Here is a 13,045-nt window from a genome sequence, read left to right on the forward strand (position 1 = left end):
TTCAACATTAACGTTGACAGTAACGCAAGGACCGATGGCCGGACAGGCTTCACGGGTCGTAAAACCGGAGAGACTGACATGGGCAAACTGAACGGCCGCACCGCGATTGTCACCGGCGCCTCACGGGGGATGGGTTCATCGCACGCCCGGCGCTTCATCGCCGAAGGGGCAAAGGTGGTGCTCACCGATCTACGGTCTGACACCGGCGATGCGCTGGCGCGCGAGCTTGGTCCCAATGCAAAGTTCATCGAACACGACGTGACCAGCGCAGCAGACTGGACGCGCGTCGTTGCGGCTGCCGAAGAATTCTTCGGCCCGATCAACGTTTTGGTGAACAACGCTGGCATTCTGGGTGTGATGGCCAAGACAGCCGACGTTACCGAGGCCGATTATCACAAGGTCTGCGAAGTGAACCAGCACTCGGTCTACCTCGGCATGCATGCGGTGATTCCGTCCATGCTCAAGGGCGGGCGCGGCTCGATCGTCAACATCTCGTCGATCGCCGGCCTCGTGGCCAACTATGGCTTCCCCAGCCTCGCCTATGTCGCCAGCAAGTTCGCCGTGCGCGGCATGACCAAGGCGGCGGCCGTGGAGTATGGTCCGGATAACATCCGCGTGAATTCGGTCCATCCCGGCTTCATCATGACCCCCATGATGATCGAGGCAACCGACGAAGACGGCGGTGACGCGCTGTTGCAGATCCCGTTGCGCCGCATTGCCGAGCCTGAGGAAGTGTCTAATCTTGTCTTGTTCCTTGCCTGCGATGAATCAAGCTACATCACCGGCGCTGAGCACGTGATCGACGCAGGCATGACCGCGCAATAGGAGTTCCGCCGATGTTTGGCGGGACTACGCGATGGGAATGAAGCAGTAACAGCGTCGGCTGTTTGACCACCGCGGGATGTCGGCCTTTGGGCAACGGCTGACACCCGCCGGTTCATATCGCTAATCTTGCAGCCGCCGCTGTGCTACTTGTTCTGCCATGACCTGCATCAAGACCACGAACGCCCTGCCTGTTGCCGTGACGATGGGCGATCCTTCCGGCATCGGTCCGGAAATCATCGCAAAGATGTTCCTGCGCCGCCCCGATCAGCGTTTCTGGGCGGTCGTGGGCGATCCATTGGTCATGGAGCACGCGTTTGGCAGGCTTGGGGCCAAAGTGGCAGTGCGGCCAGTTTCTTCAATCGATCAAGCGGCTTTCGACGGCGCGAGCCTTGATGTGCTGGCGTCATCGAACCTTGCCGCCCTGCCCCCTGTGGGCGAAATATCGCCGGTTAGCGGGCAGGTCGCCTTCGATGCCATCGTCACAGCCATAAAGCTTGCGCGCGCGGGCAAGGTGCAGGCCATCGTCACCGCACCGATCCACAAGGAGGCGCTTGGCGCAGCCGGTCACGCCTATCCCGGTCACACCGAGATCCTTGCAGACCTTGGCGGCGGCGGGCGCGTCGCCATGATGCTTGCCAACGATGAGATCCGGACCGTGCTTGTCACCATCCACTGTTCACTGGCCGACGCCATCCGCCGGGCAGACTTTCCTGCGCAGATGGCCGCCATCCGGCTTGCCCACACCGGCGCGCGCGCGCTGGGCATCGAAAATCCGCGCGTGGCCGTCGCCGGGTTGAACCCCCATGCCGGAGAAGGCGGGCTGTTCGGCGATGAAGAAATACGCATCATCCGCCCCGCCATCGAAGCCGCGCGTGCGGAGGGGATTGACGCTTCCGGTCCGTGGCCCGGCGATACGGTGTTCATGCAGGCGCGCCGGGGACGGTTCGATGTGGTGGTAGCGCAGTACCATGATCAGGGCCTGATACCGGTGAAGTACATGGGCGTTGAAAACGGTGTGAATGTCACGCTGGGCCTGCCCTTCGTCAGAACCAGCCCCGATCACGGGACGGCATTCGACATTGCCGGGACTGGCACCGCCGACCCATCAAGCCTTGAATATGCTTTCGATTACGCGCTCAAGCTACGTGTCTGACCACTAAACAAGCCAGTGCTTTGCCAGCGCGACATGGAGCCGGATGCCGGTTTCCATCACGGTGTCGTTGAAATCATACTGCGGGTTGTGCAGCGGTGCCGCGTGGTCCTGCGTCCCCTGCCCCAGCCAGATATAGGCACCCGGGCGCTGCTGAAGCATGAAGGAAAAGTCTTCCGACGTTGGCGCAGGTTCCGGTGCCAGTTCGGCGCGGGCGACAGTCGCGGCAACTTCCAGCGCATCGGCAGCAGCCTGCGGATCGTTGATCGTGGCGGGGTAATAGCGATCATAGACCAGCAAGCATTGCACTTCGAAGCTGGCCTCGATGCCTTTCAGCATCGCGCGCATCCGCTCCTCAATCCGGTCCTGCACGACAGGGTCAAACGTGCGGACCGTGCCCCCGACTGTGACCTCTGCCGGGATCACATTGTGCGCGTGACCGCCATGAATTTCCGTAACCGAAAGGACAGCGGCCGCGTATGGCGGCACGGCGCGGGCCACGATGGTATTTAGCTGCTGCACAAGCGATGCCGCGGCAAGGATCGCGTCAGGGCTGTCCTGCGGGATCGCGGCGTGGCCGCCCTTGCCCGTCAGCGTGATCCTGAACTTGTCTGCCGCGCCCATGATCGCGCCGGGGCGAGTGCTGATCGTGCCTGCGGGCAGGCCCGGCCAGTTGTGCAGCGCATAAACGCGGTCACAGGGAAAGCGGTCAAACAGCCCTTCCTCAATCATGACCAGCGCGCCGCCCTGCCCTTCTTCGGCAGGCTGGAAGATGAAGTTTACCGTTCCGGCAAAGTCAGGGTCTGCCGCCAGCACGCGCGCTGCGCCGAGCAGCATGGCAACATGGCCATCGTGGCCGCAACCGTGGAAGGTGCCAGGCGTTTTGCTCGCCCACGGCAGGTTGGTCGCCTCATGGATCGGCAGCGCGTCCATGTCGGCACGCAGGCCGAGGGTTCGCGCGCCTTCGCGCTTGCCCTTGAGCACACCGACAAGGCCCGTGGTGCCGATAGCTTCGTGGACTTCGATGCCGCAGTCGCGCAGTTCCGCTGCGATGCGCGCAGCCGTGCGGTGTTCGCAAAAGCCGAGTTCGGGGTGGGCGTGAATATCGCGTCGCAGCGCGACAAGATCGGGCAAGAGATCGGCGATGTTCGTCATGTTCTACCCTTGGGTCTCAACCATGAGTTTGGCCAAACAGGTTCTGGATCGGGAACTTGTGTTTAATGAAGGGTGATTTGATGACGATGTAACTGAAGTACTTCTCGATCCCGTAATCGCTTTCCAGCATCCCTTCGACGATGGACTGATAGTGCGAGACACCGCGCGCCACGAATTTGAGCAGGTAGTCATAGCCACCCGAAACAAGGTGGCATTCGACGATCTCGTCCAGCTTGGCGATGCGGCTTTCGAACCGGCTGAAATCGCCCTGCCGGTGTTCGCTCAGCGTAACTTCGGTGAACACCGTCAGGAATTCGCCCAGCTTGTTGAAGTTCACATGGGCGCCATAACCGCTGATATAGCCCGCCTTCTCCAGTCGCTTCACGCGCGTGAGGCAGGGGCTGGGAGAAAGGCCGACCGCATCGGCCAATTCCACATTGGTGATCCGCCCCTCCTGCTGGAGCTTGGCGAGGATCTTCAAATCAATCCTGTCGAGCTTGGGTCCGGGCAGCATGGTTGGGCCTCCCCTGTTCAGACCGTGCCGACCGAAACGGCGGCGCGGATGTCGGGCTGTTCGAGCAACTGGTCCAGCGAGCGTTCAACCCGTTCAAAAATCATGTCCATTTCTTCCAGCGTGCAACACAGCGCAGGCGCAAAGCCCAGCACGGCGTTGGCAAAACAGCGCACGATCACGCCATTGCCATAGGTCAGCTTAGAGAGGCGGCCCCCGATGTCGAGCGACGGATCGAACTGGGCTTTGGTGGCCTTGTCCGTCGTCAGTTCAATCGCGCCCAGCAACCCGCGCCAGCGCACATCGCCCACCAGCGGGTGCGCGCGGATGCGCTCCATGTGTTCGGCAAAGCGCACGCCGGTCTTGCGGCCGTTCTCCATCAGCCCACCTTCACGGTAGAGGCGCAGGACTTCGAGACCAACGGCAGCGGCAACCGGGTGGCCGGAGTACGTCTGGCCGTGGCCGATGGGCAGCGCAGCAGGCGCGGCATCGGCGATGGTCTGGTACACGTGATCGGCCATGAACATCGCGCCCATCGGGATGTACCCGGCGGTCAGGCCCTTGGCCGTCGTCATGAAATCGGGCGAAACGTCTTCATCAAGGCAGGCGAACAGCGGGCCGGTGCGGCCAAAGCCGGTGATGACTTCGTCCACCAGCATCAGGATGCCCAGCCGGGTGCAAGCCTCGCGCAGCGCTTTCAGCCAGCCACGCGGCGGCACGATCACGCCGCCGGAACCCTGGATCGGCTCACAGCAGAAGGCGGCAACATTGTCTGCCCCCAGTTCTGCCACCTTGGCTTCCAGCGCGGCCACGGTTGAAGCAATCACCGCCGCGTCATCATGGCCTTCGGGGTGGCGATAGGGATAGGGCGAGGCGATGTGGTGCTGCCACGGGCGCGGCAGATCGAAATTGCGGTGGAAGTTGCCCAGCGCGGTCAGCCCTGCGCCAAGGCTGCTTGATCCGTGATAGCCCCATTCCAGCGCAATGAAGTGCTTCTTTTCGGGCAATCCGCGCGCATTCCAGTAATGCACGATATAACGGATGGCGCTGTCCACCGCATCGGATCCGCCTTGGGTGAAGAACACGTGGTCAAGGCCATCGGGCGCGGCTGCGGTCAATTCACCGGCAAGACGGATGACCGGCTCGCTGGCAAAATGGAAGTAGCCGGTGGCGTAGGGAAGCTTGCGCATCTGCTCCGCTGCTGCCTCGACAATCGACTCCTGCCCATAGCCGACATTGACGCACCACAGCCCGGCAAAGGCATCGAGCACGCGGTTGCCATCCGCATCCGTCAGCCACATGCCCTTGCCCGATTCCAGCACGATAGCGCCGTGCTGTTCGTGCCCGCGAAAGGACGTGACCGAGTGGATCAGGTGATCGCGGTCAACATCGATCAGCGAGCGGTTGGTCCCCGACCGGTCGTTCAGGGCAGAAGCAGGAGCGTTCATTACAGGCTCTTCCATAAGTGCATCTTTGATATCAGCCTAGCCTCGCGGTGAAAGAGGGTTCGTCCGAATTGCAGGCCCGCAAAAATGTTCGAACAGTTTGAGCAGGCCCCGCGCAGCATAATCTGCCGCGTGCCGGACCGGGCCGGTGAGTCCGCCCGATCCGCATTTCACTTTACCATGAACGTGATGAAGGTTTTTGCGCCGCTGCCGTTACCGGTCAGCGCAACAACCACTTTTGCGCCTGCCGGGATAACCAGCCCGGGGGCGGTCATCCTGTTGCCGGTTTGCCCCACCAGCGCGGCGTCCGATTTTGCGCCATCGGCGGTGATTGTCAGCTTTCCGGTGAAGGCGGATGCCGCCAGCGGCGCGTCCTCTTCCGTAATGTAGATGTCCACGCGGCCGGACGCACGCACGAGTTCGACCATTGTCTCGCCCGATATTGCCACGATGCCGCCGTGGCTGGGCTTCATCGAGCCATGCGCACTGGCGGCAACCGGCATGGCGATGAGCGAAAGGCCGGCCACTGCGGCGATGATGCTTTGGACTTTCATTTCATCCCTCCCCTGAAGACCGCTTATTCCGGCAGGTGCGGCAGCACGAACGAGAGCGACGCGCGGTGCTCCATCTGCTTGTACCTGGCAGGATCGTCGGTCGGCCCGACAAGGATCGCGACAACCACATTCAGCCCCTGATTGCGGACCGGCAGCGTGACATAGCCTTGAGCATCGGTCTTCATCGGCGTCTGGTCCGGGTCGTTCACATAATCATGCATGATGGCGACATCGGCAGCAGGCTTCCCATCGAACATGGCCCGCAACCTGATCGGCTGCCCCATGACCGGCGGGATCGCGTTGTCGGCGGGGACCAATTGCAGCTTGTGACCCGGAATCAAAGGCATGGGCTTGGAAGGCAGCTGGTTGATGTGGACCGCATACTTGTAGTTATGCTCGCTGACCGTCGCGCCCTTGATTTCGTCATGGCCCTTGTTGTGCCACGTTCCTTCGGTGTCCCGTGACCAAATGCCATAATCCATGACGGCGGCAACCACGGCCAGCGGCTCGTCGCTGTCAACCACAGGGATCGGGCCAGCCGCGCGAAGCGCTGCGGTGGCAGGCAGGCCATCGGCATCGAGACCAGATACGGACGTTATCATCGGCATCCGCTTTACCGCGTCAAGATCGTCCGCACCCACGCCATAGACCATTGCCAGTTGCTTGCCGCGTTGCGCAAACCAGATCGCGTGGGCCTGTACGGTGGAGGATGCCACTGCAGTGGCAACGGTCAACGCCGCAACGGCGGCTGAGATATAGGGGGAAATCCTGCGCATGGTGGCGGCCTCTGGATTGATCGACCGGGCTGTTCCGGCATGACAAGACTATGACTCATCACCGGCATGTTTGCTTGAATATGCGGTCATGCCGACATGATCCCCCGCACACCAATCAGCCGACGGCAGAACCGCTTGCGGCGCGGGATTCAGCCCAGCGCCTCGGCAATGGCCTTGCCGCAGGCTTGCGTGCTGGCCGCGCCCTTCAGATCGCGCGTGCGGGCAGATGGCGTGGCAAGCACCTGTTCCACCGCGCGCATGATGGCCGCTGCCGCGTCCGCTTCGCCCAGATGTTCCAGCATCATCGCGGCAGACCAGATCTGTCCAACCGGGTTGGCAATGTTCTGCCCGGCAATATCCGGCGCAGAACCGTGAACCGGTTCGAACAATGACGGGTGCAGGCCTTCGGGGTTGATGTTCGCCGATGGGGCCACGCCAATCGTGCCGGTGCAGGCAGGGCCAAGGTCCGAGAGAATATCGCCGAACAGATTCGACCCGACGACCACGTCAAACCGGTCTGGGTTCAGCACGAACTGTGCGGTCAGAATGTCGATATGGTACTTGTCATGCCGCACATCGGGATATTGCGCGCCCATCGCTTCAACACGCTGGTCCCAATAGGGCATGGTGATGGCAATGCCGTTGGACTTGGTGGCACTGGTCAGATGCTTGCGCGGGCGCGATTGCGCCAGATCGAAGGCAAAGCGCAATATGCGGTCAACGCCGACGCGGGTCATCACCGTTTCCTGAATGACGATTTCCCGGTCCGTGCCGGGGAACATGATCCCACCTACGGACGAATACTCACCCTCGGTATTCTCGCGCACGACCCAGAAATCGATGTCCCCCGGCTCGCGCCCCGCCAGCGGGCACGGCACGCCCGGCATCAGGCGCACCGGGCGCAGGTTTACATACTGATCGTATTCCCGGCGGAATTGCAGCAGCGAACCCCACAGTGACACATGATCTGGCACGGTATCAGGCCAGCCCACCGCGCCGAAAAAGATCGCATCGGGGCGGCCAATTTCCTCTTTCCAGTTATCGGGCATCATCTTGCCGTGGCGCGTGTAATAATCGCAGCAGGCGAAATCGTGCCACTTCTGCTCTATCTCGAAGCCATAGAGCGACGCGGCCTTTTCCAGCACGCGCATACCTTCGGGCATGACTTCCTTGCCGATACCGTCACCAGGGATGACCGCGATGGTGTGCTTGCGGGTGTTGCTTGGCATTATGTCCCCCAACATCAGATCTTCAGGCCGCCGATGTGGAAAGCCTTGGTTTCAAGGTATTCCTCAATGCCCAGTGTGCCACCTTCACGCCCAAGGCCCGATTGCTTGATCCCGCCGAACGGGGCCATTTCCATCGCAATGCTGCCGGTATTGAGCGCGACCATCCCCGCCTCAAGCGCTTCGGCCACCCGGAACGCGCGGTCGAGGCCAGATGTGTAGAAATAGCTGGCAAGGCCGTACTCGGTATCGTTGGCCAGCGCGATGGCCTCGTCCTCGGTCTCGAACCGGAACAGCGGGGCGACAGGGCCAAACGTCTCTTCGGCGGCAAGGCGCATGTCCGCATTGGCATCACCGATAATCAGCGGCCGGGCAAAGTTGCCACCTTCTGCACCTTTGCCCGAAAACAGCACTTTGCCGCCCTTGTCCAATGCATCGGCCACGTGAGCCGCAACCTTGTCCACCGCAGCGCGGTTGATCAGCGGACCAGTGGTTGCCTCGGCGTCCATGCCGTTGCCGACATGCAGCGCCGAGACAGCCGCACCGAGACGGGAGGCGAATTCGTCGTAGATCGGCGCGTGAACAAGGATGCGGTTGGCGCAGACACAGGTTTGCCCTGCATTGCGGAATTTGCTCGCCATCGCGGCCTTCACCGCCAGATCAAGGTCGGCATCCTCAAACACGATCAGCGGCGCATTGCCGCCCAGTTCAAGGCTGAGCCGCTTGATCGTGTCCGCACTCTGCCGCATCAGCAGCGCGCCCACGCGGGTGGAGCCGGTGAACGAAAGCTTGCGCACCACCGGGCTGGCGGTGATCGCTGCGCCAATCGCTTGCGGCATCCCGGTCAGCAGATTGATTGTGCCGTTGGGAAAGCCAGCCCTCGCCGCCAGTTCGATCAGCGCTAGCGCGGTGAACGGCGTCAGGTCAGACGGCTTGATCACCACCGGGCATCCGGCGGCAAGCGCGGGCGCGCACTTGCGGGTGATCATTGCAGCGGGGAAATTCCACGGCGTGATCGCAGCGGAAACGCCCACCGGCTCGGTCATCACGATGATCCGCCGGTCCCGCTCTGGCGAAGGCACATTGCGCCCGCCCACACGGCGCCCTTCTTCGGCAAACCATTTGATGAACGTGGCGGCATAGCGGATTTCGCCTTGCGCCTCGGCCAGCGGCTTGCCCTGCTCGGCGGTCATGATCCGGGCAAGGTCGTCCACATTAGCAAGGACCAGCGCGTGCCATGCTTCCAGAAGCGCCGCCCGTTCTCCCGCCGTGCGGCGGCGCCAATCGGGCCACGATGCTTGCGCCGCTGCAATCGCCGCCTCGGTCTCCGCCGTGCCACATTCGGGCACGGTGCCGATCACCTCGCCCGTTGCGGGGTTGGTCACATCGAGCGTTGGCAGGCCGCTGGCAATCCATTGGCCATCGATGAAAGCGGCCTGCCGCAGCAGCGTGGGATCATTCAGAGTGAGCATGTTTCAACCTAACGCCTGAGCGGCAATGGCAAAGACCGTCGCGGCATCACCGGGGACCGGTGCCGGGCCGAGTGCCATGCACGTGACACGGCCCACTTCGGGCAGCCCGATTTCGGTAAGCCATTCGCCAAGTTCGCTGTTTTCGGCAATATCGATGCGGCAGAAGCTGCCGGTCTGCATCCCCAGCCAATGCGCCAACAGCGCCTTTGCGCCCACCACATCCGGCGCAACCACCGGCGCAATCGCCCAGCCTTTGCCAAACCGCCGCAGCATGGCAAATCCGGTCTGTTCATGTTCGCGACACAGCACCACGGTGCTGCCTTCGGCCTGAAAGGTATTAAGGATCAGCTTGCGATCCATGCCCGAAGCATTGGTATAGAGCCGCTCAAGCGCATCGCCATCCGCCGCACCCATTGGCCGCACGCGCTCCCCATTGCGCAGCGGCACCAGCGGTTGAGCCGGGGAAATCGCCTGATGCTGGCAGATCGTGCCGCATTCGACAAACCCCAGCTTGCGATAGAGCGGCAGGCCCTCAGCCGTGGCGTTAAGCATCACGGTGCGCCCTTCAAAACGCTTGAGCATGGCCTCCATCAACTGGCGGCCAACGCCTTTGCCTTGAACCGCATTGGTGACGATCACCAGGCCGATCGAAGCAAATCGGTCCCCGAACCGCCAACCGATGATTGAACCCACAATTTTGCCGTCAAGTTCGGCAACCACGCCCTCGCCGATGGACAGAAACATCGCCCAGTCCTCTTCGCGGTGCGGCCAGACCTGTTCGAACGAGAGTTCTGCAGCGGCATGAACATCATCGCTGGTCATGTCACGCAGCACGATCTGCGCGGCCTCGTGAACTGTCATGGGAAACTCCGGGGCATGAGATAACTGGGAATTGCGCGATTGTTCAGGAAATACCCGACCGAAATCGGAATGTGGTGCCGGTTTTGCAGTCCATTCAGAACATTATCGCGCGGTGCTGGCTAAAACTCAGAAACGTCAATTTCCGCACCCCCATCAAAGCGCGAAAGGCGGTAGGGGCGCGGATCGACAATCGGTGCTTGTCCGGTCGCAATATCGGCCACCAGATGCGCCGCGCCCGGCCCGATGCCGAACCCATGCCCGCTGAAACCTGCGGCAAGGATCATGCCGGGCACCGCCGGTATTTCGCCGATCACAGGCACTCCATCGGGCGTGCTGTCCACAAACCCGGCCCAACTGCCCACGATTGGCGCGGTGGCCACCGCCGGGATCAGCCGCGAAACGCGCTCCACCGTCAGGCTGATGGTCTTCGCGTCAGGCACAGGATCAAGGATGCGGCGCGCCTCCATCGGCGTTGGCCGGTCAAGCGCCCAGCGTGACAGCGTTTCATGCCCCGCGCGCAGGCCCTGCAGCCCGCCGGGCGAGACCTTTTTCCAGCGCTGCTTGAACATCGGCAGAAACTGCTTCTGAAAACGCAGGAACTGCATGGTCGGATCAACTTTGGCCCGTCCGCTATAGGCCAGCGCATGGCTGCCATCACCGCGCCGTGTGATCGACATGGAATCGCCGTAAAACGCATCAGGCAGGCTCATATGCCCGGTGCCCACCGCGAGGATCGACTGGCGCACCGTGGCCTGCGGAAAGCGCACGCCAAGCTGCCGCATGAACGATGATGCCCATGCCCCGCCGGCGTGGATCACCAGCTTGGTGCGGATGGTGCCGCGCTCTGTCACCACGCCGCTCACCGCGCCGCCACTCGTCTCGATCCCGCGTGCAGCGCAGGCCTGATGCACCGTGCCGCCCAGCGCCATCACCGCGCGCGCCACGGCGGGAACCGCCAGCCCCGGATCGGCGATGCCATCCATCTGCGAATGGACGCCGCCCTTCCATACCTTGCCGGTGAACTTCCCCTGCTCGGTAGCTTGCTGGCTGTTCAGCATGCGCGTCTTCACGCCTATGGAGCGGGCATATTCGCCCCACTTTGCCCAGGTCGCGATCTCGGCCTCGTCATCGCTGACGTAGAACAGCCCGCAGCGGCGAAAGCCCGTTTCCTCTCCGCTTTCAATTCCGAACTGCTCCCACAGGTCGAGCGCCTTGGTCGCCAGCGGCAGTTCACGCTCATCGCGGTTCTGCTGGCGGCACCAGCCCCAGTTGCGGCTCGATTGTTCGCCGCCCACCACACCTTTTTCAAGCAGCGCCACCTTCAGCCCGCGCTGCGCCAGATAGTATGACGTGAAGCTGCCGATGATCCCGCCGCCAATCACCACGACATCGGCCTCTGCCGGCAAATCGGGCGTGGAATTGATGAACTTGAGAGGCGCGGGCATTTCAGACTTCTCCAGAGAACGCGAATGTCATGCGAAACCCAGCACGGCTTTGATTTCAAGGTACTCCTCAAAACCAAATGCCCCATACTCGCGCCCATTGCCGGACCGCCGGTAGCCACCGAACGGTGCGTGGGCATCCCATGCCGGGTGGTTGATGTGCACCTGTCCGGTGCGGATGCGCAGGGCCACGCTGCGCGCCTGCGCCAGATCGGTGCCCTGCACATGCCCGCCAAGGCCGAACACGGTGTCGTTGGCAATCGCCACCGCTTCGTCGATGTCATCGTAGGGGATGATGACCAGCACCGGCCCGAAGATTTCCTCCTGCGCGATGCGCATGGCGCTCGACACTTCGGAAAACACTGTTGGGTGCGCGTAGAGGCCGTCTGTGTGCTGTTCAGGGCACCGCAAACCGCCGCAAACCAGCTTTGCGCCCTCTTCAATCCCCACCGCAATCATCGTTTGAACACGCTGGAATTGCGCCTGATTGGCAATCGGGCCGAGCGTTGTGGATTCCTGCGTCGGATCACCAACAACGATGGATTCCACCGTTTCCCGCGCCAAAGCCTCAACCTGCGCCAAGCGCGCACGCGGCACGATCATCCGCGTGGGCGCGCTGCACGATTGGCCCACATTGCGGAACGCCGCCATCACGCCCAGCGGCACGACGCGCGCAAAATCGGCATCGGGCAGCAGCACGTTCGGCGATTTTCCGCCAAGTTCCTGCGTCACCCGCTTTACCGTGGGCGCAGCGCCCTGCGCCACCAGAACACCGGCCCGGTTGGACCCGGTAATCGAGATCATGTCGATATCGGGATGCGCCGCCATGCACGCACCAACCTCGCTCCCGGTCCCGTTGACCAGATTGAACACGCCTGCAGGCGCGCCAGCATCATGCACGAGCTGCGCAAACATCAGCGCGCTGAGCGGCGATAGTTCGCTAGGCTTGAGCACCACCGTGCAGCCCGCTGCCAGCGCTGGCGCAACCTTGGCGGTGATCTGGTAGAGCGGCCAGTTCCACGGCGTGATCAGGCCAGCCACGCCGATGGGTTCACGGACAATGGCGGTCGTGCCGCGCATTGTCAGGAATGCATAATCGCGCAGCACTTCGATCGCAGCCTGCACGTGCGCTGCGGCAAAGGGCACGTGTGCCGCACGGGCGTGCGTGATTGCCGCGCCCATTTCCAGCGTCAGCACTTGCGCCAGCGGCTCTGCACGTTCGAGGATCAGCGCGTGAATGCGCTCCAGCAGCGCAAGCCGCTCGGCCACGGGAGAGGCGGCAAACGCCGGAAATGCGGCTCGCGCAGCGGCCACGGCACGGTCAAGGTCGCCGCTCGTCCCCGCCACGATCTCGGCCACCAACGCCCCGTTTGCGGGATTAATAACTGGCAACCGTTCCGCGCCAGAAGCGGGCACCCAAGCGCCGCCGATATAGGCATCGCCAGAGCGTGCAATGGCCTGTGCAATCAGGCCGGTCATCCCACCATCTCCTATGATGATTGTCCAGCGGGTCTGAGATTTTCTCTGCGCTGGAACTGGGTGAAGTCGTCGAAGACCCATCCATTGCGGAGGGTATCGTAGATGATGGAGAGCAGCTTTCGGGCGGTGGCGATTATGGCCTTTCCGGT

12 protein-coding genes are annotated in these 13,045 nt (G+C 62.4%); 2 read left to right on the forward strand and 10 right to left on the reverse strand.

What is annotated here, in order from left to right:
- Window positions 1–78: 78 nt before the first annotated feature.
- The gene (locus Q8R81_RS18145; protein WP_305619940.1) at window positions 79–825 is read left to right on the forward strand and encodes a glucose 1-dehydrogenase; all 747 of its coding nucleotides are present in this window, start codon (window positions 79–81) and stop codon (window positions 823–825) included.
- 157 nt (window positions 826–982) lie between these two features.
- A complete protein-coding gene (gene pdxA / locus Q8R81_RS18150) occupies window positions 983–1,978 on the forward strand; it encodes a 4-hydroxythreonine-4-phosphate dehydrogenase PdxA (RefSeq protein ID WP_305619941.1) in 996 nt (331 codons plus the stop codon).
- 3 nt (window positions 1,979–1,981) lie between these two features.
- Here the strand turns inward: pdxA and Q8R81_RS18155 are convergent, their stop codons facing one another.
- From Q8R81_RS18155 to Q8R81_RS18200, 10 genes are all read right to left on the reverse strand, one after another.
- Window positions 1,982–3,130: a M20 aminoacylase family protein gene (locus Q8R81_RS18155; protein ID WP_305619942.1), complete on the reverse strand. Its 1,149-nt coding sequence runs from the start codon at window positions 3,128–3,130 to the stop codon at window positions 1,982–1,984.
- Between the two features lie 16 nt (window positions 3,131–3,146).
- Window positions 3,147–3,644, reverse strand: a complete 498-nt coding sequence (locus Q8R81_RS18160; protein WP_305619943.1) for an Lrp/AsnC family transcriptional regulator — start codon at window positions 3,642–3,644, stop codon at window positions 3,147–3,149.
- Window positions 3,645–3,661: 17 nt separating this feature from the next.
- Window positions 3,662–5,089 carry an aspartate aminotransferase family protein gene (locus Q8R81_RS18165; RefSeq protein ID WP_305619944.1) on the reverse strand — a complete coding sequence of 476 codons (1,428 nt, stop codon included), beginning with the start codon at window positions 5,087–5,089 and terminating at the stop codon, window positions 3,662–3,664.
- Between the two features lie 167 nt (window positions 5,090–5,256).
- The gene (locus Q8R81_RS18170; RefSeq protein ID WP_305619945.1) at window positions 5,257–5,640 is read right to left on the reverse strand and encodes a hypothetical protein; all 384 of its coding nucleotides are present in this window, start codon (window positions 5,638–5,640) and stop codon (window positions 5,257–5,259) included.
- 23 nt (window positions 5,641–5,663) lie between these two features.
- A complete protein-coding gene (locus tag Q8R81_RS18175; protein WP_305619946.1) occupies window positions 5,664–6,416 on the reverse strand; it encodes a DUF4198 domain-containing protein in 753 nt (250 codons plus the stop codon).
- A gap of 149 nt (window positions 6,417–6,565) precedes the next feature.
- Entirely contained in the window at window positions 6,566–7,645 is a 1,080-nt protein-coding gene (locus tag Q8R81_RS18180; RefSeq protein ID WP_305619947.1) for a tartrate dehydrogenase, read from the reverse strand.
- A 14-nt stretch (window positions 7,646–7,659) separates the two neighbouring features.
- A complete protein-coding gene (locus tag Q8R81_RS18185) occupies window positions 7,660–9,114 on the reverse strand; it encodes an NAD-dependent succinate-semialdehyde dehydrogenase (protein ID WP_305619948.1) in 1,455 nt (484 codons plus the stop codon).
- 3 nt (window positions 9,115–9,117) lie between these two features.
- A complete protein-coding gene (locus Q8R81_RS18190; RefSeq protein WP_305619949.1) occupies window positions 9,118–9,975 on the reverse strand; it encodes a GNAT family N-acetyltransferase in 858 nt (285 codons plus the stop codon).
- Between the two features lie 119 nt (window positions 9,976–10,094).
- The gene (locus Q8R81_RS18195) at window positions 10,095–11,420 is read right to left on the reverse strand and encodes an FAD-binding oxidoreductase (RefSeq protein ID WP_305619950.1); all 1,326 of its coding nucleotides are present in this window, start codon (window positions 11,418–11,420) and stop codon (window positions 10,095–10,097) included.
- A 27-nt stretch (window positions 11,421–11,447) separates the two neighbouring features.
- Entirely contained in the window at window positions 11,448–12,896 is a 1,449-nt protein-coding gene (locus Q8R81_RS18200) for an aldehyde dehydrogenase family protein (RefSeq protein WP_305619951.1), read from the reverse strand.
- Window positions 12,897–13,045 lie beyond the last annotated feature (149 nt).

This window comes from Novosphingobium sp., assembly GCF_030696665.1.
GTDB lineage: Bacteria > Pseudomonadota > Alphaproteobacteria > Sphingomonadales > Sphingomonadaceae > Novosphingobium.